At 71.2% G+C, this 26,370-nt stretch carries 24 protein-coding genes and 2 pseudogenes; 12 read left to right on the top strand and 14 right to left on the bottom strand.

Translation table 11 applies throughout. The features are described from left to right. Positions 1-451, top strand: a pseudogene (locus G3I60_RS37090) (allantoicase); the annotation flags it as partial. Positions 452-575: 124 nt separating this feature from the next. Further along, positions 576-1,106, top strand: a complete 531-nt coding sequence (locus tag G3I60_RS37085; protein WP_164297565.1) for a GNAT family N-acetyltransferase — start codon at positions 576-578, stop codon at positions 1,104-1,106. A 146-nt stretch (positions 1,107-1,252) separates the two neighbouring features. On the opposite strand, the gene G3I60_RS37080 is transcribed toward G3I60_RS37085, so the two are convergent. Both G3I60_RS37080 and G3I60_RS37075 read right to left on the bottom strand, forming a co-directional pair. Continuing rightward, positions 1,253-1,477: a DUF397 domain-containing protein gene (locus tag G3I60_RS37080; protein WP_164297567.1), complete on the bottom strand. Its 225-nt coding sequence runs from the start codon at positions 1,475-1,477 to the stop codon at positions 1,253-1,255. After that, on the bottom strand, positions 1,474-2,343 hold the full coding sequence (locus G3I60_RS37075) for a helix-turn-helix transcriptional regulator (RefSeq protein ID WP_164297624.1): 870 nt from the start codon (positions 2,341-2,343) through the stop codon (positions 1,474-1,476). Before G3I60_RS37075 ends, G3I60_RS37080 begins: the two co-directional genes overlap by 4 nt. Before the next feature lie 172 nt (positions 2,344-2,515). On the opposite strand from G3I60_RS37075, the gene G3I60_RS37070 reads away from it, so the two are divergent. Then, entirely contained in the window at positions 2,516-2,965 is a 450-nt protein-coding gene (locus tag G3I60_RS37070) for an ATP-binding protein (protein WP_239070731.1), read from the top strand. Positions 2,966-3,137: 172 nt separating this feature from the next. Here G3I60_RS37070 and G3I60_RS37065 read toward each other — a convergent pair whose 3' ends face one another. The 4 genes and pseudogenes from G3I60_RS37065 to G3I60_RS37050 all read right to left on the bottom strand — a co-directional run bounded on the left by G3I60_RS37065 (position 3,138) and on the right by G3I60_RS37050 (position 7,612). Next, complete coding sequence (locus G3I60_RS37065; protein ID WP_164608316.1) at positions 3,138-4,493, bottom strand: GH1 family beta-glucosidase; 1,356 nt, start codon at positions 4,491-4,493, stop codon at positions 3,138-3,140. A 20-nt stretch (positions 4,494-4,513) separates the two neighbouring features. Further along, entirely contained in the window at positions 4,514-5,383 is an 870-nt protein-coding gene (locus tag G3I60_RS37060) for a carbohydrate ABC transporter permease (RefSeq protein WP_164297569.1), read from the bottom strand. After that, positions 5,376-6,284: pseudogene (locus G3I60_RS37055) on the bottom strand (carbohydrate ABC transporter permease); the annotation flags it as partial. The gene G3I60_RS37060 and the pseudogene G3I60_RS37055, both read right to left, overlap by 8 nt. 5 nt (positions 6,285-6,289) lie before the next feature. After that, complete coding sequence (locus G3I60_RS37050) at positions 6,290-7,612, bottom strand: sugar ABC transporter substrate-binding protein (RefSeq protein ID WP_164297571.1); 1,323 nt, start codon at positions 7,610-7,612, stop codon at positions 6,290-6,292. A gap of 247 nt (positions 7,613-7,859) precedes the next feature. Between G3I60_RS37050 and G3I60_RS37045 the strand changes: the two genes are divergently transcribed. From G3I60_RS37045 to aroA, 6 genes are all read left to right on the top strand, one after another. Beyond that, a complete protein-coding gene (locus G3I60_RS37045) occupies positions 7,860-9,140 on the top strand; it encodes an ROK family transcriptional regulator (protein ID WP_164297573.1) in 1,281 nt (426 codons plus the stop codon). A 62-nt stretch (positions 9,141-9,202) separates the two neighbouring features. Further along, positions 9,203-10,012, top strand: coding sequence for an AIM24 family protein (locus tag G3I60_RS37040; protein ID WP_138355593.1), 810 nt, complete (start codon positions 9,203-9,205; stop codon positions 10,010-10,012). A gap of 154 nt (positions 10,013-10,166) precedes the next feature. After that, entirely contained in the window at positions 10,167-10,601 is a 435-nt protein-coding gene (locus tag G3I60_RS37035) for a ribonuclease domain-containing protein (protein ID WP_164297575.1), read from the top strand. A gap of 268 nt (positions 10,602-10,869) precedes the next feature. Then, positions 10,870-11,493, top strand: a complete 624-nt coding sequence (locus G3I60_RS37030; protein WP_138355591.1) for a bifunctional 4-hydroxy-2-oxoglutarate aldolase/2-dehydro-3-deoxy-phosphogluconate aldolase — start codon at positions 10,870-10,872, stop codon at positions 11,491-11,493. A 163-nt stretch (positions 11,494-11,656) separates the two neighbouring features. Beyond that, the gene (locus G3I60_RS37025; protein ID WP_164608315.1) at positions 11,657-12,841 is read left to right on the top strand and encodes a cytochrome P450; all 1,185 of its coding nucleotides are present in this window, start codon (positions 11,657-11,659) and stop codon (positions 12,839-12,841) included. Between the two features lie 119 nt (positions 12,842-12,960). Beyond that, positions 12,961-14,196 carry a 3-phosphoshikimate 1-carboxyvinyltransferase gene (aroA, locus tag G3I60_RS37020; protein ID WP_164608314.1) on the top strand — a complete coding sequence of 412 codons (1,236 nt, stop codon included), beginning with the start codon at positions 12,961-12,963 and terminating at the stop codon, positions 14,194-14,196. Between the two features lie 39 nt (positions 14,197-14,235). Here the strand turns inward: aroA and G3I60_RS37015 are convergent, their stop codons facing one another. The 8 genes from G3I60_RS37015 to G3I60_RS36980 form a co-directional block, all read right to left on the bottom strand. Beyond that, positions 14,236-15,405: an amidohydrolase gene (locus G3I60_RS37015; protein WP_164608313.1), complete on the bottom strand. Its 1,170-nt coding sequence runs from the start codon at positions 15,403-15,405 to the stop codon at positions 14,236-14,238. A 245-nt stretch (positions 15,406-15,650) separates the two neighbouring features. Next, on the bottom strand, positions 15,651-16,436 hold the full coding sequence (locus tag G3I60_RS37010; protein WP_164608312.1) for an arylamine N-acetyltransferase: 786 nt from the start codon (positions 16,434-16,436) through the stop codon (positions 15,651-15,653). Positions 16,437-16,490: 54 nt separating this feature from the next. After that, complete coding sequence (gene iolD / locus G3I60_RS37005) at positions 16,491-18,362, bottom strand: 3D-(3,5/4)-trihydroxycyclohexane-1,2-dione acylhydrolase (decyclizing) (RefSeq protein ID WP_164297584.1); 1,872 nt, start codon at positions 18,360-18,362, stop codon at positions 16,491-16,493. After that, positions 18,359-19,276, bottom strand: a complete 918-nt coding sequence (gene iolB, locus G3I60_RS37000) for a 5-deoxy-glucuronate isomerase (RefSeq protein WP_164608311.1) — start codon at positions 19,274-19,276, stop codon at positions 18,359-18,361. The genes iolD and iolB overlap by 4 nt, the downstream gene beginning before the upstream one ends. Continuing rightward, positions 19,273-20,265, bottom strand: a complete 993-nt coding sequence (locus tag G3I60_RS36995) for a deoxyribose-phosphate aldolase (RefSeq protein WP_239070730.1) — start codon at positions 20,263-20,265, stop codon at positions 19,273-19,275. The genes iolB and G3I60_RS36995 overlap by 4 nt, the downstream gene beginning before the upstream one ends. Next, positions 20,262-21,284 carry a 5-dehydro-2-deoxygluconokinase gene (gene iolC, locus G3I60_RS36990; RefSeq protein ID WP_164608310.1) on the bottom strand — a complete coding sequence of 341 codons (1,023 nt, stop codon included), beginning with the start codon at positions 21,282-21,284 and terminating at the stop codon, positions 20,262-20,264. Before iolC ends, G3I60_RS36995 begins: the two co-directional genes overlap by 4 nt. Further along, positions 21,281-22,129, bottom strand: a complete 849-nt coding sequence (locus G3I60_RS36985) for a TIM barrel protein (protein WP_164608309.1) — start codon at positions 22,127-22,129, stop codon at positions 21,281-21,283. The genes iolC and G3I60_RS36985 overlap by 4 nt, the downstream gene beginning before the upstream one ends. After that, a complete protein-coding gene (locus G3I60_RS36980; protein ID WP_164297592.1) occupies positions 22,126-23,178 on the bottom strand; it encodes a Gfo/Idh/MocA family oxidoreductase in 1,053 nt (350 codons plus the stop codon). The genes G3I60_RS36985 and G3I60_RS36980 overlap by 4 nt, the downstream gene beginning before the upstream one ends. 185 nt (positions 23,179-23,363) lie before the next feature. On the opposite strand from G3I60_RS36980, the gene G3I60_RS36975 reads away from it, so the two are divergent. The 3 genes from G3I60_RS36975 to G3I60_RS36965 all read left to right on the top strand — a co-directional run bounded on the left by G3I60_RS36975 (position 23,364) and on the right by G3I60_RS36965 (position 26,343). After that, positions 23,364-24,119: a GntR family transcriptional regulator gene (locus G3I60_RS36975; protein ID WP_343242000.1), complete on the top strand. Its 756-nt coding sequence runs from the start codon at positions 23,364-23,366 to the stop codon at positions 24,117-24,119. Positions 24,120-24,238: 119 nt separating this feature from the next. Next, entirely contained in the window at positions 24,239-25,237 is a 999-nt protein-coding gene (locus G3I60_RS36970) for a sugar ABC transporter substrate-binding protein (RefSeq protein ID WP_164608307.1), read from the top strand. A gap of 101 nt (positions 25,238-25,338) precedes the next feature. Next, positions 25,339-26,343 (top strand): sugar ABC transporter substrate-binding protein, encoded by a 1,005-nt coding sequence (locus G3I60_RS36965; protein ID WP_203674800.1) that lies wholly within the window; start codon positions 25,339-25,341, stop codon positions 26,341-26,343. The last annotated feature ends 27 nt before the right edge of the window (positions 26,344-26,370 follow it).

Raw genomic sequence — 26,370 nt, 5'->3', positions numbered from 1 at the left:
GTTGGAGAACGGCGGCACGGTCGAGGACGCGTCGGACCGTTTCTACTCCTCGCCGGTCAACACGATCCTGCCGGGGCGTTCGCGGAAGATGGATGACGGGTGGGAGACGCGTCGTCGTCGGGACAAGAGCAATGACTGGGTGCAGTACCGGTTGGTGGCGCAGGGTGTGATCCGGGCGGTGGAGATCGACACCGCGTATTTGAAGGGGAACTCGGCGGGTTGGGCGGCGTTGTTCGTGCAGGACGACGGTTCGGATGAGTGGACGCAGTTGCTGCCGCGGACCAAGCTGCAGCCCGACACGGTGCACCGTTTCCTGGTGAACCCGGTCCCGGCCACCCGGGTGCGGATCGACATCTTCCCCGACGGCGGCATCTCCCGCCTGCGCCTGCACGGCTCCCTCACGGCGCGCGGTGCTGAACAACTCACCACCCGCACCGAAGAAATCAGCTGAACGCAGGCTGACTGTACGTACGTTGACCACCAGTGGGGGCAGCTGATCCGGGGTGTGAGAGGACCGTCGACCAGCCCGGGATATTCGATGGTCGCCGGTTGTCAATGGTGGTCATACTGCCGCGATGGATCCAGTGACGCTTGAGACCGACCGTCTGGTGCTGCGGGCCTTTACGCCTGCCGACGTGGATGGGGTGTACGAAGCCTGCCAGGACGAGGACATCCAGTTCTACACCCCGGTTCCGGTGCCGTACCGGCGTGCGGACGCGGAGGAGCTCGTCGGTGAGAAGCTGCCCGCTCAGTGGGCCGAGGACAGGGACTACACCCTCGGCGCGTTCCGCAAGGACACCGGCGCCCTGGTCGGCTCGTACTGCCTGACCCTCGTCAGCCGCGGCGTCTGGGAGCTCGGTTACTGGGCGGCCAGGGAACAGCGCGGACGCGGGTACTCGGTGGAGGCCGCTCGGGCCCTGTGTGGCTGGGGCTGGGCCACCCTCGACGTCCACCGCATCGAGTGGTGGGCCATGGCCGGGAACACCGGCTCGCGTGCCGTCGCCGAGAAACTCGGCTTCACCGTCGAAGGGACACTGCGCAATCGAGGCATCGCCAACGATGGCAAGCCGCACGACTGGTGGGTGGGCGGACTGCTGAGGCCCTGATGCCCGTCCGGTGCTCGGCCGCAGCGGACCGACCCCCTGGCAGGCGCGCAGCGCCGGGGCCTCCCCTCCGCCCGGCCAAGGTGCGCAGCGCCGCAGAAGGGCACTTCGCATCGCTCTGACCTCAGCTACGCACCCGCCCGGCCGGATCAGAGCTCGCCGGCGATGACCCCTGCGCGGAACGCGGCCCACTCGGCCGCGTCGAACCGGAGGGGCTCCCGGCCGGGGTTCTTGGAGTCGCGGACGGCGACGGCGCCGTTGGGGAGATCGGCGATCTCCACGCAGTTGCCCTCACCGGCGCTGGTGGATGCCTTGCGCCAGGCGGCTTTGGAGAGGTCGAAGGCGTACAACTCAGCTTTGCGTATGTCGTTCATTTACGGCTTCTCTCTTCCATGCGCGCGATCAGCGCCAGTGAATCGTCCGTCGGCAGGGCAGTGGCGACGATGCGTTCGAACGCGTCGGCGAACGTCTGCACTTCGTCGATGCCCTCAACGTAGGACGAACCAATCAGATTCTCCAGCAGGACCACGTCCGGCATGGGCCCCGGGAAGCCGACGACGCTGAACCCACCCGCGCCGCCGGGGTGCGGTGTGGCGTCCAGAGGCATGATCTGCAGCGTGACGTTCGGCATCTCCGAGACGTCGAGCAGGCGACGAAGTTGCTCGCGCATGGTCTGCGGTCGCACCGCGAAGCGTTGGTGCAGCACCGCCTCGTGGATCACTGCCCAGACTTTCAACGCTCCGGTGGGCCTGGTGAGAACGGCCTGCCGCGCCTGTCGCACTTCGGCGAGGGCCGCAACTTCCTCCGGGGTGCGCGTGGTGGCGTTCGCCGCGATGATCTCTCGGGCGTAGGCAGCAGTCTGCAACAGACCTGGGACCAGCAGGGGTGCGAACTCGCGGATGCTTCCCGCATCGGATTCCAGCGAGATGTAGTCGGCGTACGTAGGCCCGACGACGCCGCTGTACGTCTGCCACCACCCCTGCTTTCGGGCGTCCTTCGCCAGCCCCTCAAGCGCCGTCGTCACCTCGGGGTCCGTGATGCCGTAGACGTCCAGGAGGCTGACGACCTCCGCCGGGCGGATGTGGCCGTTCGCCGTCTCGATGCGGGAGAGCTTGGGGCCGATCCAGCCCTGGGTTCCGGCGGCCGCGTCGAGGGTGAGACCAGCCGCGTTGCGGTAGCGGCGCAGGGCTTCGCCCAGGCGTCGGCGGCGGACGGTCGGTACGGGGCGCACGTTTGGCATGCGCGGAGTCTTCCATCGGTACAGCGGGTAAGTCGATGGAATGAGAATTCGAATCAACGAATCGAGGTGACAAACTTGCACGTTCGAATTGCGGGGCGTCATGCTCGACGCCAAGGAGGCCTGGTGCGGCGCCCGTTGGCGCCTGATGGCCGCGCTGCTCGCTGGAGGTGCCATGGCTGAGGTATCCGAACCCCCAACCCCCGGCTTCTACCTCCGCACCAGACCGCACGGCTTCGTCGTCCACCTCGTCGCCTCCGGCGACAACCTGCGCGCCGTCCGGGAGCTCACCCGTAAGACCCTCGCCTCGGAGGGCGTTGACACCGAGACGGCCGAGAGCGCGCAGCTCGTGCTGTCCGAGCTGGTCGGGAACTCGGTTCGGGCGTGCGGGGAGTGGGTGCCGCTGGTGGTGGAGCTGTCGGTCGGGCGGACGGTGGTGGTGTTAGGGGTGCACGATCCGGATCCCGCGCGGATCCCGCGCCGGCGCGCGGTGGCGATGGATGACGCCGACGCCGAGTCCGGGCGGGGGCTGGCGCTCGTGGATCTGCTCACGTCGGGGTGGCGGGTGGCGCGGTCGCCGGTCGGGAAGCAGGTCCGCTGCCGGCTGGAGCTCGCGGCGGGGTGAGTGAGTGCCCGGCTCCGCCCTCATCCCGCTCGCGGGGTGAGGGCCTGGAAGCCGCCGTCTGCCCGCCGCCGGGTGAGGGCTTGGCAGCCGCCGTCTGCCCGCCGCGGGGTGAGTGCCCGGCAGCCGTCCTCCCCGTGCGGGACGGATGCCGGGCACAAGTGCGAGCGAACCGTCAGGCCGCGCGGCGGGCGCGGCGGTGGTGGGCGGCGATGATGTCGGCGTAGCGGCGGCCGCTGCCCTTGATGGTGCGCTTCTGCGTCGGGTAGTCGACGTGGATCAGGCCGAAGCGCTTGTCGTAGCCGTAGGCCCACTCGAAGTTGTCCAGCAGCGACCACGCGAAGTAGCCGGCCAGCGGTGCGCCGCGGCGCACCGCCCTGGCGCAGGCGGCGAGGTGCTCCTCCAGGTAGGCCTGTCGCTCCGGGTCGTCGACCTGGCCGTCGGGGCCGACGGTGTCGGGGTAGGCGGAGCCGTTCTCGGTGACGAAGATCCGCTCGGCCCCGTACTCCTCGGCGACCCGGACGAGCAGCTGCTCCAGGCCGTCGCCGTAGACCTCCCAGTCCATCGCCGTGCGCCGGACGCCCGGCAGGTAGACCTGCTTGGCGCGCGGCGGCAGGCCGGTGGGGTCGTCGGCGATGACGTTGCGGAAGTAGTAGTTGACGCCGAGCCAGTCGAGCGGGGCCGCGATGGTGTCGAGGTCGCCGCTGCGGATCGGGAGGTCGACGCCGTACAGGTCGACCATGTCCTGCGGGTAGCCGCGGCCGTGGATCGGGTCGAGCCACCAGCGGTTGGTGTGGCCGTCGGCGCGGACCGCGGCGGCCTGGTCGGCCTCGCGGTCGGTGGCGGGCTCGCAGGGGCTGAGGTTGTTGACGATGCCGATGCGGGCGTTCGGGTTGGCGGCGCGGATCGCCTGGACGGCGAGGCCGTGCCCCAGGTGCAGGTGGTACGAGGCGCGGACCGCGGCCGTGATGTCGGTGAGGCCGGGGGCCATCTTGCCCTCGAGGTGGCCGATCCAGGACGAGCAGAGCGGCTCGTTGAGCGTCGCCCAGTCGTGGATGCGGTCGCCGAGGGCTTCGGCGACCACCGACGCGTACTCGCCGAACCGCTCCGCGGTCTCCCGCTCCGGCCAGCCGCCCCGGTCCTGCTGAGCCTGTGGCAGGTCCCAGTGGTAGAGCGTCGGGAAGGGGGTGATGCCCGCTTCGAGGAGGGAGTCGGTGAGCCGGTCGTAGAAGGCGAGTCCGGCCGGGTTGACCGGCCCGCCGCCCTGCGGCATGACACGGGGCCAGGCGATGGAGAACCGGTAGGCGTCCAGGCCGAGATCGCCCATGAGGGAGATGTCCTCGGGTACCCGGTGGTAGTGGTCGCAGGCCACGTCGCCGGTGTCACCCTCCGCCACCTTGCCCGGGGTGTGGGAGAAGGTGTCCCAGATCGAGGGGGACCGGCCGTCCTCGTCCACCGCTCCTTCTATCTGGTAGGCGGCGGTGGCCGCACCCCAGATGAAGTCGGCGGGGAGAGCGCTGAGGTCGTTCACGAGCAGCCTTTCGGTGGTGGTCACTTGACGGCGCCGGCGGTGAGTCCGACGACCAAGTAGCGCTGGAGCAGCAGGAACCCGGCGACCACGGGCACACTCACGACGAGTGAGGCGGCCATGACCTGGTTCCAGTACACGTCGGTCTGGGTGGCGTATCCCTGCAGGCCGACGGCGAGGGTGCGGGTGGTGTCGTTCGTCATGACCGACGCGAAGAGCACCTCGCCCCAGGCCGTCATGAAGGCGTACACCGACACCGCGACGATGCCGGGGACCGCGGCCGGGACGACGACGCGGAACAGCGCGCCGAGCGGGCCGCAGCCGTCCACCATCGCGGCCTCGTCGAGATCGCGCGGGATGGAGTCGAAGTAGCCGACGAGCATCCAGATGGAGAAGGGGAGCGAGAACGTCAGATAGGTGAGGATGAGGCCGCCGCGGCTGCCGTAGAGGGCGATCCCCGTCGAGTTCCCGATGTTGACGAAGATCAGGAAGAGCGGGAGGAGGAAGAGGATGCCCGGGAACATCTGGGTGGACAGCACCGTCACGGTGAAGAACTTGCGGCCCTTGAAGCGGTAGCGGCTGACGGCGTAGGCGGCGAAGATCGCCACGGCCACCGAGGCCACGGTCGCGCTGACCGAGACGATCACCGAGTTCACGAAGTACTTGGCGAGCGGGACCGTGTGCCAGATGTCGATGTACGGCCGGAACGTGAAGCCGCTCGGGATCCACCGGAAGGAGCCCTGCACGTCCTGCAGCGGCTTCAGCGAGGAGCTGAGCATCACGTACACCGGGGCGAGCGTGAAGACCGTGAGCAGGGTGAGGAAGATCCTCCGGGTCCAGATGAAGGACTTCGGCTGCGCCATCGGGGACGGGGGAGGAGGGGGTTTACGCATCGGCCGCATCCCTCCTGCGTGACGTGACGAGCAGATAGATGGCCGTGACGACCAGCAGGAACAGCAGCAGGAGGACGGACATGGCCGAGCCGGAGCCGAAGTTCCAGGTGACGAACGACGACTGGTAGATGTGGATGGAGATCAGGTCGGCGGCCTCCGGCGCCGATCTGCCGAACAGCACGTAGGGCGTGTTGAAGTCGTTGAACGTCCACAGGAAGAGCACCAGTACCAGCACCTGGTTGACCGGCCGCAGCGACGGCAGGGTGATCCGGCGGATCTGCTGCCAGACGCCCGCGCCGTCCATCGACGCCGCCTCGTACAGCTCACGCGGGATGTTCTGCAGCCCTGCCATCAGGCACAGGAACGCGAACGGCCACGAGCGCCAGACGGAGACGGTGACGAGGGCGGTGAAGCTGTTGTCGCCGATCAGCCAGAACGACCGCTCGGAGGTGAGGTGCAGCTGGTCGTGGATCACATGGTTGATCAGGCCCGTATCGCGCTGGAACATGAACGACCAGGTGATGACGGCCGCGTAGACCGGCAGCGCGTACGGGACAAGGAAGATCGCCCGCAGGAATCCCCGGCCGCGGAAGGCGTCCTGCATGAGGATCGCCGCCGCGGTGCCGAGGAGCCAGGAGAGCCCCACGGCGAGGACGGTGAAGCAGAGGGTGACCCAGAACGAGTGCAGCAGCGCCTGGCCGACCGGGGCGTCGAAGTCCACCGCTACGCGGTAGTTGTCCAGGCCGGCCCAGGGCGCGGCGCCCCAGTCGCGGATGAAGAACTGGGTGAGCTGTTTGAAGCTCATCACGATGCCGACGATCATCGGGATGAGGTGGATCAGCAGTTCGAGCAGCAGCGCGGGAAGCAGGAGCAGGTAGGGCAGGCCGATCCGGCGCAGTCGCGCGATCACGAGGCCGGCATCTGCTGCTGGGCCTTGGTGAGGGCGTTCTTCACGGAATCGGTGGTGACGTCCTTGCCTGAGGCGGCCTGCGCGAAGAGCTCCTTCATCGCGGTGCCGACGAGCGTCTCGAACTGGCTCTCATTGGGGACCTGCGGCAGCGGGGCGGCGCTCTTGGCGAGCACCTCGGCGAGCGTCTTCAGGTCGGGGGTGGAGAAGGCCGGGTCGCTCTGCGCGTCCTTGACCGGCGGCAGCGAGCCGTAGGTGGCGTTGAGGGTCTTCTGCTCGGCGGTGCTGGTCATGAAGTTGACGAACTTCAGTGAGCCGTCGAGGTTCTTGGTGTTCTTGAAGACCGCGAGGTTGATGCCGGCGACCATCGAGTTGATGGCGTTCGCACCCGTGGCGCCCGCGGTCTGGAACGGAACCGGCGCCACGCCGTAGTCTTCGGGCTTCATGCCGTGGGACTTCAGCGAGGAGGCGGCGGCCTGCCACATCAGCATGCCGGCCTTGCCGGTCGCGAAGTCGGCGAGGGACTGGTTGGCGGCGTACTCGGCGTTGCCGGGAGCCGCGATCTTGTCCTTGCCGATGAAGTCGATGTACTGCTTGACGGCGGCGACGTTCTCCGGGGTGTCGAAGGTGGCCTTGCCGGAGGCGTCGAAGAAGTCCGAGCCGTGCTGCTTGGCGAGGACGAAGGCGTGGTGGATGTTCTCCGAGCCGTTGCCGCCCTCGACGGCGAGGCCGTACTTGCCGTCCTTGGTGAGCTTCTTGCCGTCGGCGACCAGTTCGTCCCAGGTCGTCGGCGGGGCGGCTATGCCCGCGTCGGCGAACATCTTCTTGTTGTAGTAGAGCCCGTAGGCCAGCGAGTACAGCGGCACGGCGGCCGGGTCCTTGCCCTGCGCGCCGGCGGCGGCGAGCGCGGCGCTGACGAAGCGGTCCTTGCCGCCGATCTTGGAGAAGGTGGCGGCGTCGAACGGGAGCAGCGCACCGGTGGCCTGGAGGGACGCCGACCAGGTGTTGCCGATGTTCAGCACGTCGGGCCCCTGGCCCGAAGTGGCCGCGGCCAGGATTCTGTTGAGCAGGTCGGACCAGGGGACGACCTCCAGCTTGACCTTGATCCCGGTCTGCTGCTCGAACTTCTTGAGCTCGGGCTCCAGCACCTGCTTGTCGTTCTCCAGGCTGGTGCCCTGGTTGCTCGCCCAGTACGTCAGGGTCTTCGGGCTGCTGTTGCCGCCGCTGTCGTTGCTGCTGGAGCCGCCGCCGCAGGCGGAAGCGGTGAGTGCCATCGCTGCGGCGATGGCGGTGGCCGCGACTGCCCGGTGGTAGGTACGCATGACGGTCCCCTCTCAGGGGTGGGATCGCTACGGAACGGGAACGGGAACGGGTCTGGACTGGTGCGGAACCTGACAGGAACGGGTCCGGAAGACGTCAGGAACAGGTCGAGAACGGGTCTGGATCAGTTCAAGAAGTGAACAGGGGCCGTGTCTTATTTCAGGGCGTGATTTAACTTGTGAGAAAAGGTGGCGTCAAGACTTCGCGCACCGATAGATTTCAGCCGGGGAGCCAGGGGAGGAGGACCGAATGGCAGATCGAGGCAAACGAACCGTGCGTGACCTGCGGCGCGGCAACCGGTCGGCGCTGTTGCGCCACCTGTATTTCGAAGGACCACTCAGTCGCCAGGAGTTGGGACGGGACTCCGGGCTGAGCGCGGGATCGATCAGCAACGTCGTCGGCGATCTGATCGCCGACGGGCTGGTCGAGGAGGCCGGTTCCGTCGACTCCGACGGCGGACGGCCGCGGATCCTGCTCAGGGTCGCCGCCGGTTACGGCTGCGTCGTGGGGGTGGATGTCGGGGAGACCCGGGTCCGGGTCGAGCTGTTCGACCTCGCCCTCACCGAACTCGCCGCGGCGGACCTGCCGCTGTCGGACAGCGGCCATGACGTCGACCACGTCGTACGGCTGATTCTCGATGGTCTCTCGGCCGTCGTCCGGGACGCGGGCATCTCCGAGAGCGATGTGCTCGGGGTGGGCGTCGGGGTCCCCGGCATCGTCGAGCAGGGTGACGGCGCCAACGGCCAGGGCGGCTCAGGCATCGACCTCGGCAGCGGCGAGGGCATCGTCGTGCACGGCCAGACCATCGGCTGGAACGCGGTCCCGTTCGGCCGCCTGCTGCGGGCCGGCACCGACCTGCCGCTCTACATCGACAACGGCGCCAAGACGCTGGGCCAGGCCGAGATGTGGTTCGGCGCCGGACGCGGCGCGAGCAGCGCCGTCATCGCGCTGCTCGGCTCGGGCGTCGGCGCCTGCGTGGTCGCCGACGGCAAGCCGTACCGGGGGGCCACCAGCAGCGCGGGGGAGTGGGGTCACACCACACTCCAGGTGGGCGGCCGGCTCTGCCGGTGCGGCGCCCGCGGCTGCCTGGAGGCCTATGTCGGCGCCGAGGCGCTGCTGGAACGCTGGGGCAGGGCCCCGGAGGGGCAGAGCGAGGAAGCGGGCCTCACGGCCCTGCTGACCGCCGCCGACGAGGACCCGTCCGCGGCCGCGCTGCTGGCGGAGACCGCCGAGTACCTGGGCGCGGGCATCGCCGACCTGATCAATCTCTTCAACCCCGAGCGCATCGTGATCGGCGGCTGGGCCGGGCTCATGATCGGCCCCCGGCTGCTGCCGGCCGTCCGCGAGGCGGCGGTGGCCTACGCGCTGCACCACCCCTGCGCCCAGACCTCCATCGAGATGGGCCGGCTCGGCCCCGACGCGGTCACGGTCGGCGCGGCCACCCTGCCGCTGGCCAGGCTGCTCGACTCCGGCGGCGCGCCCTGGAACCGGAGCCCAACCGTCCGGGAGGCCCGCCTGGAGGTACGTTGACAAAGCGGGATCAATCGGATGCTCCCGCCTTGTCGCACCTCGTCCCGCCAAGGAGCCCCGCTGTGACCCTGCAGCAGCAGATCGTCGGCACCGCCATGCAGATGACCGTATGCACCCTTCAGCCAGGTCAGACGGTGTACTGCGAGGCGGGGAAGTTCCTGTTCAAGACGTCGAACGTCACCATGGAGACCCGGCTGTCGGGACCTGGCGGCGTCCAGCCGGGCGGCGGCGCGTCCGGCGGCATGAGCGGCATGCTGCGCCAGGCGATGGGCACGGCCATGCAGGCGGGGCAGCGGGCGCTGGCGGGCGAGAGCCTCGCCTTCCAGTACTTCGCCGCGTCCGGCGGCGAGGGCACCGTCGGCTTCGCCGGGGTGCTGCCCGGTGAGATGCGGGCCCTGGAGCTGGACGGTTCGCGGGCCTGGTTCGCCGAGAAGGACGCCTTCGTGGCCGCCGAGTCGACCGTCCACTTCGGTATCGCCTTCCAGGGCGGACGGACCGGCCGCAGCGGCGGCGAGGGCTTCATCCTGGAGAAGTTCACCGGGCACGGCACGGTGATCATCGCGGGCGCGGGCAACTTCATCGACCTCAACCCGGCGGACTTCGGCGGCCGGATCGAGGTCGACACCGGTTGCATCGTCGCCTTCGAGGAGGGCATCGAGTACGGGGTGCAGCGGATCGGCGGCCTCGACCGGCAGGGGCTGATGAACGCGGTCTTCGGCGGCGAGGGGCTGTCGCTGGCCACCCTGGAGGGCAACGGCCGCGTCATCCTGCAGTCGATGACGATCGAGGGTCTGGCCAACGCGCTGAAGAAGGCCCAGGGCGGCGACAAGCAGGGGCCGACGGGCGGGCTGTTCTCCACCCACCAGGGCTGAGCGGCGTCCGTACGGGCCGGCCGGCCGGTCACCCGGGCCGATCGTGCCGGGCCCGCGCCGGTTCTCACACATCTTCCGTGGCCGGTTAACTCCTGGAAAACAGTGTGTGGTTGGCATTGACGGAGCCAGGTCTACGCGCGTCATGGTGGTGTCCATGAGAACCCCACGTCTCACTCGTATCGGCGCGCTCGCCGTCCTCGCGGGCACCCTCCTCGTCGGCGGCCCGGCGGTCGCCGCCTCTCCCGCCGCCCTCGCCCCCACCTCCGCCGCCGTCGGCTCGTCCGCCACGGTGACGGTCAACGCGGTGGGCAGCATCTGCTATTCGGCGCTGCCGTCGCAGGCCCACCACACCCTCGACCTCATCGACGCGGGCGGGCCGTTCCCGTACTCGCAGGACGGCGTCGTGTTCCGGAACCAGGAACAGCTGCTGCCCAGTCACACCAGCGGCTACTACCACGAGTACACCGTCGTCACGCCCGGGTCGCCGACCCGCGGCGCCCGCCGGATCATCACCGGCCAAGCGGTCGACGAGGACTACTACACCGCCGACCACTACGCGTCGTTCAAGCTGGTCGACTTCAGCTGCTGAGCACCCTTCCGGGTGCCTGCTGAGCATCCTTCCGGGTGCCTGGTGAGCGCCCTGCCGAGCAGCTGCCGATCCCTCTGCCCACCGCCTTCCGACCCCAGTGCGCGGGGCGGGCGCCGGACCTCCGGCGCCCGCCCCGCGCTTTCGCGTGTTACGGACCGGATACATCCCCGCGAACCGCAGGCCTCGGTGTCAGAGGCACCCGATAGCGTTCCAGGGAGACGATGATCCGCCCCCGTTCCACAGCACCGAGGAAGGACGGCGATCCGCCGTGTACCGCTGGGAGATCACCCGGGCCGCGCTGGCCCAGCGGGTTTTCGCCATCGTCCGCAGCGAGAGCTACGACCAGGCCGCCGCGGTGGCCGACACGTTGCTCTCGGCCGGGCTGACCACACTGGAGATCTCGCTCACCACACCCTTCGCGCTCGAAGCGGTGACCACCCTCGTCCGCGAGGTCGGCGATGACGCGATCATCGGCGCGGGCACCGTACTGGACGCCACCTCCGCCCGGATGGCCGTCGACGCCGGAGCCCGCTTCCTGGTGTCGCCGAGCCTGGACGAGGGCGTCCTACGGACCGGGCACCGCTACGGCGTCCCGGTCTTCCCCGGCGTGGCGACCCCCACCGAGATGGTCCGCGCCATGGAACTCGGCGCGGACGCGCTCAAGCTCTTCCCCGCGTCCGGCTACGCCCCCGGCTGGATCAAGGACGTGCGCGCCGCCCTTCCGCAGGCCGCGCTGCTGCCCGCCGGCGGCATCACGGTCGACACCGCGCCGGACTGGATCGCCGCGGGCGCCGTCGCCTGCGGGATGGGACCTGAGCTCACCGAAGGCGACCGCGACACCGTCGCCAAGCGGCTGACCGAGCTGCTGGCCCGCCTGGCGGACGCCCGCTGACCCCCTGACCCCCTGACCACCGGACCACCCGACCCCCGGTCCACCGGACCCCCGGGTCCCCTGACCTCCTGCCCGCTGTACTCCTCCGTGAGGGGGAGGCGCGCTCCGCCGACGGCCGGTTACCGTGCGGAGCAAGGCGAACCCGTCTGACCAGGGGGAGGTTATGGGCATGTCCGAGATCATCGATCTGACCGCCTACGGCGAGGAGTTCACCGCCGACCCGTACCCGATCTACGCCAAGCTGCGGGAGCAGGGCCCGGTCCACCGGGTCCGCACCGTCGACAACGGCGAGCTGTGGCTCGTCGTCGGCCATGAGGCGGTGCGCTCGGCGCTCGCCGACTCCCGGTTCAGCAAGAGCTGGCGCACCCTGGACCCGCTCGCCGAACCCGGCGCCATCAGCGCCAACATGCTGGAGGCCGACGCACCGCAGCACACCCGGCTCCGCAAGCTGGTGGCCAAGGAGTTCACCGCACGCCGTGCCGAGGCGCTGCGGCCCCGGGTCCAGGAGATCACCGACGAGCTGCTGGACGAGATGCTGCCGCTCGGCCGCGCCGACCTGGTGGACGCGCTCGCCTTCCCGCTCCCGATGACCGTCATCTGCGAACTGCTCGGCGTCCCGTCGCTGGACCGCGAAGCGTTCCGGCACTGGTCCAACGTGATCGTCGGGCAGGCCGGCGCCGAGGCGGAGAACGCCGCGGTGGAGGCCATGGGCGCCTACCTGGTGGAGCTCATCGAGGACAAACGGTGCAGTGCTCCCGCCGACGACCTGATGAGCGCCCTGATCCGCACCCGGCACGAGGACGGCGACCAGCTGTCGGCCGAGGAACTCGTCGGGATGGCCTTCCTGCTCCTGGTCGCCGGGCACGAGACGACCGTCAACCTGATCTCCAACGGGGTACTGGCACTGCTCCGGCATCCCGGCCAGCTCGCCGAGCTGCGCGCCGACCCCTCGCTGCTGGACGGCGCGATCGAGGAGATGCTGCGCTACGACGGGCCCGTCGAGACCTCCACCTGGCGGTTCACCACCCAGCCCGTCGACATCGGCGGCACCGTCATCCCGAGCGGCGAGCCGGTCCTGGTGGCGCTGGCCTCAGCGGACCGCGACCCGGAACGCTTCGAGGAGCCCGACACCTTCGACATCCACCGCTCCGCCCAGGGCCATCTGGCGTTCGGCCACGGCATCCACTACTGCCTCGGCGCCCCGCTGGCCCGTATCGAGGGCCGGACCGCGATCCGCACCCTGCTGGAACGCTGCCCGGACCTGGCGCTCGACGCGGACCCCGCCACCCTGACCTGGCGCCGCGGCATGCTGATCCGCGGTGTCCACCGGCTGCCGGTGCGCTACTAGGTGCTGCCCGGCAACGCCACCGGTTCCGTCACCTGATGTGCGCGGACCTAGAATCGGTCCCGATCAAGGCATCAGCAGCGCCGCTGACGCGCGTCCGAGTCGTATCGGGAGGCCCAGAAGTGTCCGTTGTCGCCGTGCCGGGTTCGAAGTCGGTCACCGCCAGAGCGCTGTTCCTGGCAGCCGCCGCCGAGGGCACGACCACGCTCCGCCGGCCGCTGCTCTCCGACGACACGGACGGCTTCGCCGAGGGGCTGACGAAGCTGGGCTACGCGGTCGAGCGGGAGCCGGACCGGTGGCGGATCGAGGGCCGGCCGGCCGGCCCCGCCGTCGGGCAGGCGGACGTGTACTGCCGTGACGCGGCCACCGCCGCCCGTTTCCTGCCCGCGCTCGCCGCCGCGGGACACGGCACGTACCGCTTCGACGCCTCCGCCCAGATGCGCCGCCGCCCGGTCGCCCCGCTCACCGACGCCCTGCGCCGGCTCGGCGTCGACCTGCGGCACGAGGAAGCGGAGGGCCATCTGCCGCTCACCGTCACCGCGCGCGGCATCAAGGGCGGCGACCTCGAACTCGACGCGAGCCTGTCGTCCCAGTTCCTCACCGCGATGCTGCTCGTCGCCCCGCTCACGGCCGAGGGTCTGCGGATCCGCGTCACCGGGCTCGTCTCCGCCCCGTACGTCGAGATCACCCTGGCGATGATGCGGAGCTTCGGCGTCGAGGTGCTGCGGGAGGGCGACACCCTCACCGTTCCGCCCGGCGGCTACCGCGCCACCGACTACGACATCGAGCCCGACGCCTCCACCGCGAGCTACTTCTTCGCCGCCGCCGCGCTGACCGGCGCCTCCGCGACCGTCCCCGGCCTGGGCGCGGACGCGCTCCAGGGCGATCTGCGCTTCGTCGACATCCTGCGGCGGATGGGCGCGGAGGTGGAGACCGGAGCGGACGCCACCACCGTCACCGGCACCGGGCGGCTGTCCGGGGTCACCGTCAACATGCGCGACATCTCCGACACCATGCCGACCCTCGCCGCCATCGCGCCGTTCGCCGACGGCCCGGTGCGGATCGAGGACGTCTACAACACCCGCGTCAAGGAGTGCGACCGGCTGGACGCGTGTGCGGAGAACCTCCGCCGGCAGGGCATCCGGGTCGAGACCGGACGCGACTGGATCGAGATCCACCCCGGCACGCCCGTCGCCACCGAGATCACCTGTCACGGGGACCACCGCATCGCCATGAGCTTCGCCGTCGCCGGGCTGCGCACCCCGGGTGTCACGTTCGACGACCCGGGATGCGTGAAGAAGACCTTCCCCGAGTTCCACGAGGCGTTCGCGGCGCAGCGCCGCACCTGGGGCGTCTGAGTCCTCGTCCGGGACGAGGGCTCGGTCAGGATCCGCGGCTCAACGCGCGCTGTACTCGGTGAGCGCCAGCCGCAGGGTCTCGCGCATGAGCTTCACGCCGACGGCGATGCACTCCTCGTCGACGTCGAACCGCCCGCTGTGCAGGTCGTAGGCGGTCGCCCGGCCGCGGGGCCGGACCCCGAGCCGGGCCAGGCCGCCGGGCACGGATTCCAGGTACCAGGCGAAGTCCTCGCCGCCGAGGCTCTGCGGGGTCTCGTAGCGCGCACCGGGTTCGAGGGCCGACGTGACCGCCGCGTCGAAGACCCGCATAGCGTCCGGGTCGTTGGTGACCGCGGGCGCCACCTGGTTGAAGTCGGCGTTGAACGTCACCCCGTACGGGGAGACGATCGCGGAGGCCAGCCGCTCGAACAGTTCCGGTACCGCCGCCCACGCCTCCCGGCTCAGCGACCGCACCGTCCCCAGGGATGTGACGCGCTCCGGCCGGCCGTCGGGTCCCGGCACGCTGTTCACCGTCCCGAAGACCGCCGAGGCGACCATCGCGGCGCCTGGGGGCAGCGCGTTCTGCAGGGCGGTCGGGAGGTCGGTGATGAGCTTGGCCATCACCATCACCAGGTCCGCGGGATGGGCTCCGGGCGCGGTGCCGGCCGGCGGCTGGGTGATCTGGATGTCGAAGGCGGTCAGGCTGGAGGTGATCGGCCCGGTGCGGATCCCGACCCGGCCCACCTCGCCCGCGGGATCGCAGTGCAGGGCGTAGATGACCGCCACGTCCTTGAGCACCCCGGCCGCGATGGCGTCGTGGGCGCCGCTGGGTACGGCCTCCTCCGCGGGCTGGAAGATGAACCGGGCCCGCCCCTCGATCGCTTCGGGCGCCTGGGCGAGCTCCAGTGCCACCCCGAGCATGATCGTGGTGTGCACGTCGTGCCCGCAGGCGTGACACGTCCCGGGCTGGGTGGACCGGTACGGGACCTCCTTCTCGTCCGCGACGGGCAGCGCGTCGATGTCGGCGCGCAGCGCCACGAGCGGGCCGCGGCCGTCACCGATGTCGCAGTACAGGCCGGTGCCGCCGGGAAAGATCTGCGGCGCGAGACCGGCGGCCGTGAGCTGCTCGGCGATGAAGGCGGTGGTGCCGAACTCCTTGCGCGCCGTTTCCGGGTGCGCGTGGATGTGGCGGCGGATCTGCACCAGGCGGTCGAACCTGTCGGGATTCATGACTATCCAGTTCCAGCGGTGACGGAGTCTTCCAGCGGTGACGGAGGTCGTAGCGCGGACGCCCGCTGCTCGACGGCGTCATCGTATGCGAGCCGGGCGGGCCGCCGGGCGCGGTGCGCCCACCCGACAACTCCCGTGGCGAGAAGGCCCGTTGGGGTGGCGGATACCTGCGGGGGCCGTGCGGGAGCCGGTACGCCGGGTGATTCGGGCGGCGGATATCCCGCGAAGGTGTGACCGCCCATCCGTCAGTTCGATTCTTCCGGCGCCGCCGGCTGGACCGGGAGCCGGTCGAGGACGACACCGAAGGAGTCGCGGTAGACGGCGAGCAGTTCGTCCTGCTCCAGGTCCTGTTCGTGCCGTTCGTCGCCCTCGGTGGTGATGAGGGAGGTGCCGCTGAGGGTGATCCGGCCGGTCGGCGTGAGCAGCGAGCAGACCAGCGACCGGGTGAAGTGGGACGCGGGGGAGGTGCGCTGCCACCAGCAGGTCGGTTCGAAGTCGGCGAGTTCGCGGGGGCGTTGCTCCAGCCGGTACTCCGGTACGCCGTCCTTGAGGATGTCGACGTCACCGTCCGGCGCGTCGGCGACACGGAAGACACCGCTGGGGTCCGACTGGTCCTCGCGGCTGTCCAGCCGGATCGGGTGCTGGGTGAACCGGCCGAAACCGACGTCCACCAGCCAGGAGCCGGAGGCCTCGACGCGCAGCGCCAGATGGTCGAAGGGCGGGCCGAGGACCCCGTCCTTGTCGAAGACCCGGGCGGCGAACAGGCTCACCGGGTACCCGAGCTCCGTCAGCAGCGCACCGAACAGACCGTTGAGTTCGTAGCAGAAGCCGCCCCGCCGGGCCCCGACGACCTTGGCGTGGAGCGCCTCCTGCGTCAGCACGATCTCCTCGCCGAGATGGATCGAGAGGTTCTCGAACGGCACGGTGAGCAGATGACGAAGCTGCAGGTCGCGCAGCGCGGCGGCGTCGGGTATTGCGGGGCGGTCGGCCCCGATGCGCGAGAGGTAGGCGTCGGCCTGTGATGCGTCCATGACGCAGTTATCCCTCAGGTTCCTCCGGGCGCCAAACGGAACCCGGGTGGCCGGTCACAGGTGGTGCCGCTGGCCGCGCTTCGCCCGCTCGTACTCCGCGCGGGCCCGGCGGGCGGCCGGCCGGTCGGAGACCTCGGCGACGGCCACGTCCCACCAGGCGCCGGAGGCCGGTTCCCCGCCCGTGCCCGGCCCGGTCTCGACGTACACGGCCGTCGCGCGGTCCGAGGCGCGGGCCGTGGCCAGCGCCTCGCGCAGCTCCTTGACGGTGCGGGCGGTCAGGACGTCCAGGCCGAGGCTGGCGGCGTTGGCGGCCAGGTCGACGGGGAGCGGATCGCCGGTGAACGTGCCGTCCGGGGCCCGGAACCGGTAGGCGGTGCCGTAGCGCTCGGCGCCGACCGAGTCCGACAGTCCGCCGATGGAGGCGTAGCCGTGGTTCTGCACGATCACGAGGTTGATGTTGACGCCCTCCTGGACCGCGGTGACGATCTCGGTGGGCAGCATCAGATACGTGCCGTCGCCGACGAGGGCGAACACCTCGCGGTCGGGCGCGGCGAGCTTCACCCCGATCGCGGCGGGGATCTCGTAGCCCATGCAGGAGTAGCCGTACTCGACGTGGTACTGCTTCGGGTCGCGGGACCGCCAGAACTTGTGCAGGTCGCCGGGGAGCGAGCCGGCCGCGTTGATGACCACGTCGCGGTCCTGGAGCACCTCCTCCAGGGCGCCCAGCACCTGGGTCTGCGAGGGGAGGCTGTCGCCCGCGTCGCCGCCCGGCCGGAAGACGGCGTCGGTGGCGCGCTGCCACTCCGCGACGCCCCGGTCGTGCCGGGACAGGTCCACCCGGTGGCCGGCCAGGGCGGCGGTGAGCGCCTCGATACCGGACCGGGCGTCGGCGACCAGGGCGGTGCCCGCCATCTTGTGCGCGTCGAACGCGGTGATGTTCAGGTTGACGAAGCGCACGTCCGGGTGGGCGAACAGCGAGTTCGACGCGGTGGTGAAGTCCGTCCAGCGGGTGCCGATGCCGAGGACGACATCGGCCTCGCGGGCGGCGGCGTTGGCCGGCCCGGTGCCGGTGTGGCCGATCCCGCCCAGCGCCTGCGGGTGGTCGAAGCGCAGCGAGCCCTTCCCCGCCTGGGTCTCGGCCACCGGGATTCCGGTGGCCGCGGCGAACTCGCGCAGCGCGTCGGTGGCCTCGGAGCCGATCACACCGCCGCCCGCCACGATCAGCGGGCGTTCGGCGGACCGCAGCAGCTCCGCGGCCTCGTCCAGCGCCGCCGCGTCCGGCTGCGGACGGCGTACGTGCCAGACCCGCTGCTCGAACAGCTCGGCCGGCCAGTCGTACGCCTCGGCCTGGACGTCCTGGGGCAGCGCCAGGGTGACCGCGCCGGTGTCCACCGGATCGGTCAGGACGCGCATCGCCTGCAGCAGGGAGGGCGCGAGCATCTCCGGGCGCCAGATCCGGTCGAAGTAGCGGGAGACCGGCCGCAGCGTGTCGTTGACGGACATGTCGTACGCCCACGGCACCTCCAGCTGCTGCAGCACCGGATCGGCGGGGCGGGTCGCGAACACGTCGCCGGGGAGCAGCAGTACCGGCACGCGGTTGATGGTGGCCAGGGCCGCACCGGTGACGAGGTTGGTGGCGCCGGGCCCGATGGAGGTGGTGCAGGCCATCGTGGACAGCCGGTTGTTCATCCGGGCGAAGCCGACCGAGGCGTGCACCATCGCCTGCTCGTTGCGGCCCTGGTAGTACGGCATGACATCGTGGCCGGTCTGCAGCAGGGCCTGGCCGACCCCGGCGACGTTGCCGTGGCCGAAGATGCCCCAGGTCCCGGCGATCAGCCGGCGGCATACGCCGTCCCGTTCGGTGTGCTGGACGGTGAGGAAGCGGACGAGGGCCTGGGCGACGGTGAGCCTGACGGTGGTCGTCATGGGCGCGGTTCCTCCACTGATGCGGTCTCCACAGGTGCGGTGTACAGCGGCAGTCGCGGGTCCGCGGACTGTGCGGCCCAGCTGCCGCGTACCCAGGCGTGCGCGGGGTCGTCACAAATCAGCCAGGCCCGGTCGGCGCCGGGCCCGGCCATCACGTTCAGGTAGTACATGTCGTAGCCGGGGACGGCCATGCTCGGGCCGTGCCAGCCGTCGGGGATCAGTACGGCGTCGCCGCCGCGCACTTCGGCGAGCACGTCGGTCCGTCCGGCGCCGGAGGGGTAGACCCGCTGGTAGCCCATCGCCCCCGGGCCGCCCGCCAGCTCGAAGTAGTAGATCTCCTCCAGCTCGGACTCCGTCGCGCTCGCCTCGTCGTGCTTGTGCGGCGGGAACGACGACCAGTTGCCGCCGGGGGTGAGCACCTCGACCGCGATGAGCCGGTCGCAGTCGAAGACCCCGGCCGCCGCGAAGTTGTTGACCTGACGGCTCGCGCCGCCCGCGCCGCGCAGCTCCACGGGCACACCGGAGGCGGGCCCGTAACGGGCCGCGAGCCGCCGCTCGCAACGGGCCCCGGTGAGCGCGAAGCGGCCGCCGGCCCGGCTGGTGAGCACCGTGCGCGCGTCCCGCGGCACATACGCGAAGTCGCTGACGCCGCTGAACACGTCGGGCCTGCCGCGCAGTTCGAAGACCTCGTCGTCGACGGCGACCGAACAGCCGCCCGCCAGCGGCAGCACGATCCACTCGCTGTCACCGCTGTCGAGGGTGCGCGTTTCGCCGGGCGCCAGCGTCAGCACCCGCAGCGAGCTGTAGCCCCAGCCGGCGCCCTCCGGGTCCACCCACAGGTCGTAGCCGTCGCGGGCGGCGCTCGCGGCCGGTACGTGTCCGGCCAGCCGCGTGGGCCCGCCGCCCGGCGTCATCGGGCGTTCTCCGGCGCGGACGGGCTGCGGTCGACCAGCGACACGGCGGTGTCGATGGCCTTCGCCACGTCGCCGTCGTCCGGGAAGAGCATGGTGCGGCCGAGGATCAGACCGCGCACCTGCGGTATCCGCAGCGCCTTCTGCCAGGCCGCGTACCGCTCGTCGGGACCGCCGGTGCCCTCGCCGCCGAGCAGCAGGGTGGGCAGGGTCGTCGAGGCCATCATGCGTTCCATCTCGTCGACGACCGGGACCTTCAGCCAGGTGTACGCGGAGGTGCTGCCCAGGCCCTGGGCGATGTTGTTGACGTAGATCTGCGCGTCGGGCTCCAGGATGTTGACGACCCGCCCGGCCACCCGGTGGGTACGGAACGGTTCGACGAGCGCCAGCAGCCGGCGTGCGGCGAGCGTGTGCACCGCGTGCGAGCAGCCGGCCAGCGTGTCGGCCGTGCCGGGGTCCTCCGGGTCGATCCGCAGCAGCACCTTGCCGCCGTCGAGGCCGGCCGCCGCGATACCGGGTGCGTCGTAGCCGGTGAAACGGTCGTCGAGCTCGAAGGACGCGCCGGGCAGCCCGCCGCGGTTCATCGACCCCAGGACGAGCTTGCCGTCGAGGGCGCCGAGCAGCATCAGGTCCTCGACCAGGTCGGCCGTGCCGAGGAAGCCGTCCACCCCGGGGCGCGCCAGCGCCTCGACGCACCGCGCCAGCAGCTCGTGGCGGTCGCCCATCGCCGTCGGGTCGCCGCCCGCCGCGACGGCGCCGCGCGCGGGATGGTCGGCGGCCAGCACGAACAGCGGGCGGGCGAGCCGGGACGGGTCGAAGGGCGTGCGCTGCGCGCAGGCGAGCCGGATCGCGTCCGGCGCGGATGCCCGCAGCCGGGTGATCTCGTCGACCGAGGACGCGAGCGGCGCGGGGCGCCGGTCGGCCGCGGACGCCTGGGTCTGGGCCTCGGGAACGGGCGCGAAGGGACGTACGGGGCGGGATTTCGCGGTCATACGCGGGACCTCTTCGTTTCGGCGTCGACGGCCGCGGGGACCGCTTGCCGCGCCTGTCGCGTGAGAAGAGCCTCCACCTCGGAGAGGGTCGGCATGGCGTCGGCACAGGCGTGCCGTGAGGCGACCAGCGCGCCGGCCGCGTTGGCGGTGCTGATGACACGGGACAGCGGCCGGCCGGCCAGCAGACCGGCGCACAGCGCGCCGCCGAAGGCGTCACCCGCGCCGAGGCCGTTGACCACCTCGACCGGTACCGGCGGGAAGGAGACGCTCTCGGTCGCGGTGCGGGCCAGCACCCCGTCCGGTCCCTGCTTGATGACGGCGAGGCGCACCCCGCGGTCCAGCAGCAGTTCGGCGGCCCGCTCCGGATCGCCGGTGCCCACCGCGACCTGCGCCTCCTCGCGGTTGCCGACCGCGACCGTCGCGTACCGCAGGGCCCGTGCGTACAGTTCGGGCGCCTCGGCCGGGTCGGCCCAGAAGCCGGGCCGCCAGTCGAGGTCGAAGTACACCTCGCGGCCGGCCCGTTCCTCCAGCGCGGCGAAGAGGGTGGAGCGGGTCGGCTCGACGGCGAGCGCGGAGCCGGTGATCCACAGCACCCGCGCGTCGCGGACCGCCGCGCGGTCCAGCCGTTCCGGTTCCAGGCACTGGTCCGGGGCGACGGGGCGCCGGTAGAAGTAGAGCGGGAAGTCGTCGGGCGGGAAGATCTCGCAGAACACGACCGGCGTCTGCAGTCCCGGCACCGTGGTCACCAGCGCGTCGTCCACCCCGAAGCCGCGCAGCGCGCCGCGTACGTACCCGCCGAACGGATCGTCCCCGACACCGGTGAGGACCGCGGTCCGCAGGCCGTAACGCGCCGCGGCCACCGCGACGTTGGTCGCGGTGCCGCCGAGGTACTTGGCGAACGTGCGGACGTCGGCGAGGCCGACGCCGGTCTGCTCGGGGTACAGGTCAACGCCCACCCGGCCGACGGTGATCACGTCGTACGGGGTGCCCGGTGCCCGCGCGGTCTCCGGGGCGGTCACAGCGCGGCCAGCCAGTCCAGCGAGGCCCGTACGTCGTCGACGGGGCCGCCGCCGGGCGGCGGTTCCGCGGTGAGCACGGCGTCCTGCTCCATGACGTACCAGCCCGCGTACCCCGCGTCCTCCAGTGCGCCGATGAGGGCGGCGAGGTCGATGTCGCCCTGCCCCAGCGGCTGGTAGAGATTACGGTCCACGGCTTCGGTGTAGGAGGTGCGCCCGTCGTGCACGGCCGCCGCCGCGCCCTCGTCCACGTCCTTGAGATGGACGTGGACCACCCGGCCGGCCGCCCGGCGGGCCAGTGCCACCGGGTCGGTGCCGCCGACGAGCAGATGCCCGGTGTCCAGGCACAGCCCGGTCCAGCTGCCCTCCAGGACCCGGTCGACGTCCTCCGGGCCCTCCACCATCGTGCCGACGTGCGGATGCAGGGCGGCGGTGATCCCGGCGGCCGCGGCGAGCGCCGCGACCCGGTCGAGATTGGCCAGCAGGGTCTTCCAGCCGAGCGCGTCCAGCTCGGGGCGCGCGTCGTAGCCGTCCTGCCCGGTCGCGGCGGCGAGCACCAGGGTTCCGGCGCCCGCCGCGGTGAAGGCGGCCAGCGCGGTGCGCACCTCCGGCAGTGGATCGGTCGCCGGATCGTGCAGCACGACCGGGACGAAGCCGCCGACGGCCGTCATCCCGCGCGCCGCGAGCAGCGGGCCCGGCAGGAAGCCGTCGGGTCCGAACTCGGTCGCGGTCAGCCCGAGCGCCGCCATCTCGTCCAGTACCCGCTCGGGCGTCAACTGGTGCCCCCAGCCCGGCACTTCGCACACGCCCCAGGAGATCGGCGCCGCGGCCACCCGGTCGAGCCTCATGCGCTCACCTCCGCGGTGCGGGCCGAGGTCCCGGCGATCAGTTCGGCGCGCGCCGCGATCTCGGCGACCGCGACCGGCCGCCGCTCGCGCCGCGACACCTCGCACGCCTCGGCGACGAGCAGGGCGCGCAGCGCCTCGCGTCCCGGGCAGGGGTTGGCGCTCTCGCCGCGGGCCACCCGGACGAAGGTGTCCAGCTCGGCGCGGTAGGCGGGGGCGAAGCGCTCCAGGAAGCCGGGCCACGGGGCGGGGACGCTGCTCGCGGCGCCGGGCTCGACGGAGGTGACGGGGGTGCGGGCGTCGACACCCACGGCGATCTGGTCGTCGGTGCCGGCCAGCTCCATCCGGACGTCGTAGCCGGCGCCGTTGTAGCGGGTCGCGGTGGCGGTGGCGAGCACTCCACCCTCCAGGGTGAGCAGGGTCGCCGCGGTGTCGGCGTCGCCCGCGGTGCGGAAGAAGTCCGCGCCGCCGTTGGCGCCGGTCGCGTACACCTCCAGGATCTCGCGGCCGGTGACCCAGCGCAGGATGTCGAAGTCGTGGATCAGGCAGTCGCGGTACAGGCCGCCGGAGAGCGGGATGTAGTCGGCGGGCGGCGGGGCCGGGTCGGAGGTGACGGCCCGCACGGTGTGCAGCCGGCCGAGCCGGCCGGACCGTACGGCCTCGCGCGCCGCCAGGTATCCGGCGTCGAACCGTCGCTGGAAGCCCATCTGCAGCGTCGTGCCGGCCGCTTCGACCGAGCGCAGCGCGGCGACGGTGCCGGCCAGGTCCAGGGCGATCGGCTTCTCGCAGAAGACCGGCAGGCCCGCCCGTGCGGCCCGTTCGATGAGGGTGGCGTGTGCCGCGGTGGCGGAGGCGATCACCACCGCGTCGACCCCGGAGGTGAAGACGGCGTCCACCGAGTCCGCGGCGGTGGCGCCGGTCCGTGCGGCGACCTCGGCGGCCCGGCCGGGGTCGGCGTCCGCGACGAGCAGTTCCCCGACGTCCGGGTGTGCCCGTAGCGCTACGGCGTGGAAGGCCCCGATCCGACCGGCCCCGAGAAGTCCCATTCGCATACCTGGCCCTGCCCCTTCCAGGAAGGTGATCTTCCGGAGGCCGCCGCCCGACGGACTCGGCACCTCCGGCTGATACGGCTTGCGTGCCCTGCGGGACCAACCTCCCGCGAGCCGTCACCGCCTGTCAATAGTTTGTCCGGACATACGGACTTCCCGTCATGGCAACCTGCCGATACGCTCCCATCGTGCCCAGTCCCGACCCCGCACCGCTCCGTCTCAGCGTCGACCGCTCGAGCCCGGTCCCGCTGTACTTCCAGCTTGCCCAGCAACTGGAGAGCGCCATCGAGACCGGCGGGCTCGCCCCCGGCAGCCTGCTGGGGAACGAGATCGAGCTGGCCGGCCGGCTCGGTCTGTCCCGGCCCACTGTGCGCCAGGCCATCCAGTCCCTCGTGGACAAGGGGCTGATGGTGCGCCGCCGCGGGGTCGGCACCCAGGTGGTGCACAGCCAGGTCAAGCGCCCGCTGGAGCTGAGCAGCCTCTACGACGACCTTCTCGCCGCGGGCCAGCGTCCCGCCACCCGGGTGCTGCGCAACTCCGTCGCGCCCGCCTCCGCGCAGGCCGCGGCCGCGCTCGGGGTGCCGGAGGGCAGCGAGGTCGTGGTGGTGGAGCGGCTGCGGCTGGCCCACGGCGAGCCCATGGCGCACCTGACGAACCACCTGCCGCCAGATCTGCTGCCGCTGAGCACCGTCGACCTCGAGGCCACCGGCCTGTACCGGCTGATGCGCGGCGCGGGCATCACGCTGCACAGCGCCCAGCAGACCGTCGGCGCGCGGGCGGCGACCGCGGAGGAGGGCCGGCTGCTGGCCGAGCCGGAGGGCGCACCGCTGCTGACGATGCAGCGCACCACGTACGACGCCAAGGGGCGGGCGGTGGAGTTCGGATCGCACATCTACCGGGCTTCGCGCTACGCGTTCGAGTTCCGGCTGCTGGTCCGTACCTAGCCGCGAACGTAAGAATGTCTGTACAAAGTCTTGACGCTGCACCCCGGCCCCGATTAGAAACCACCCCGTGCCGTACACCGGACCGGACCCGGGCGGCCGGAGGAAAAGGCGGACCCACGATGGCACGCAGGCGTACGGCTCTGTCCGCGGCGGCACTCGCCCTGGCGATATCGCTCGCCGCCGCCGGATGCAGCAGCTCCGGGGGCAAGAAGACCGAAGAGAAGGACGCCACGAGTACGGTGAACGGGGCGGGCACCCCGCAACTCACCATCGCCATGGTCACCCATTCGGGTGAGGGCGACACGTTCTGGGACATCGTCCAGAAGGGCGCGAAGCAGGCCGCGGCGAAGGACAACGTGAAGTTCCTCTACTCCAACAACAAGGAGGGGAACGAGCAGGCCCAGCTCGTCCAGACCGCGATCGACCAGAAGGTCGACGGGATCATCGTGACGCTGGCCAAGCCCGACGCGCTCAAGGCGGTGCTGCAGAAGGCCGTTCAGGCCGGCATCCCCGTCATCAGCATCAACTCCGGCTCCCAGTTCTCCGCCGCCTACGGCGCGCTGAGCCACATCGGCCAGGACGAGGCGGTGGCCGGCGAGGCGGTCGGCGACGAGATGACCAAGCGGGGCCTGAAGAAGGCGCTGTGCGTCATCCACGAGCAGGGAAACGTTTCTCTCGAACAGCGCTGCGACGGCGCCGCGAAGACCTTCAAGGGCTCGATGCAGAAGCTCTACGTCACCGGCACGAACATGCCCGACGTGCTGTCCTCCGTCACCTCCAAGCTCCAGGCGGACAAGTCCATCGACGCGATCCTGACCCTGGGCGCGCCCTTCGCCGCCACCTCCGTGCAGGCCGTCCAGCAGACCAAGGCCAAGGTCGAGGTCGACACCTTCGACCTCAACGCGGCCGTGGTGAAGCAGCTCAAGAGCAAGGAGGTCGGCTTCGCCGTCGACCAGCAGCCCTACCTCCAGGGCTACCTCGCGGTGGACGAGCTGTGGCTCTACAGGACCAACGGCGACGTCATCGGCGGCGGCCGGCCGGTGCTGACCGGCCCCGCCCTCGTCACCGACAAGGACGTGCCGCAGCTGGAGAAGTACACCCAGCGCGGTACCCGATGACAGCGGCCACGTTCCCCTTGACAGATACTTGGGCCGCCGGGGCTGATCATCGAGCCCCCGGCGGCACCGGGATCCGCAGGGAAGGGCAAGGCTTCGTGGCGATGGCTAAGACGGGGACGCGCGCGATCGGCGCACTGCTGGCGGCGGTGCTCGGGGCCTCACTGGCGGGGTGCAGCAGCACGGGCGGCAAGCGCGCCGAGGAACGGGCCGCGCAGTCCGCGGACGGCGGCTCGGGCGTCGACACGCCCAAGTGGACGGTGGCCATGGTCACCCACTCGGGCGCCGGCGACACCTTCTGGGACATCGTCCAGAACGGTGCCAAGCAGGCCGCCCGCAAGGACAACATCAAGTTCGTCTACTCCAGCAGCAACCAGGCGAACGAGCAGGCGCAGCTCGTCCAGGCCGCCATCGACCAGCACGTCGACGGCCTGGTGGTCACCCTCGCCAAGCCCGACGCGATGAAGGACGTCGTCGCCAAGGCGGTGAAGGCCGGCATCCCCGTCATCACCATCAACTCCGGCTCCGACCAGTCCAAGGCCTTCGGGGCACTCAGCCACATCGGCCAGGACGAGAAGATCGCCGGCCAGGCCGTCGGCGACGAGCTGGACAAGCGCGGGAAGAAGCACGCCATCTGCGTGCTGCACGAGCAGGGCAACGTCGGCCACGAGGACCGCTGCGCCGGGGCGAAGGAGACCTTCGCCGGGACGATGGACAACCTCAACGTCGACGGCACCAACATGCCCGACGTGCAGTCCACGATCCAGGCCAAGCTCCAGGCCGACAAGTCCATCGACGCGGTCGTCACCCTGGGCGCGCCGTTCGCGGCCACCGCCGTCAAGGCCAAGCAGCAGGCGTCGAGCTCCGCCGAGGTCGACACCTTCGACCTCAACGCACAGGTCGCCACGGCGCTGGCCGCCGGCACGATCGGCTTCGCCGTCGACCAGCAGCCCTATCTGCAGGGCTACGAGGCCGTGGACCTGCTCTGGCTCTACCGCTACAACGCCGACGTCCTGGGCGGCGGGAAGCCGGTGCTCACCGGCCCGCAGATCCTGACGCAGAAGGACGCCGCCGCGCTGGCGAAGTACACCGAACGGGGGACGCGATGACACCGGCCACCACACTGGAGAAGCCCG

The sequence above is a fragment of the Streptomyces sp. SID13666 genome (assembly GCF_010548325.1).
In the GTDB taxonomy this organism is placed as follows: Bacteria; Actinomycetota; Actinomycetes; order Streptomycetales; family Streptomycetaceae; genus Actinacidiphila; species Actinacidiphila fildesensis.
The sequence above is the reverse complement of the archived record's forward strand: the minus strand, read 5'-3'. Positions and strand labels throughout refer to the sequence as shown.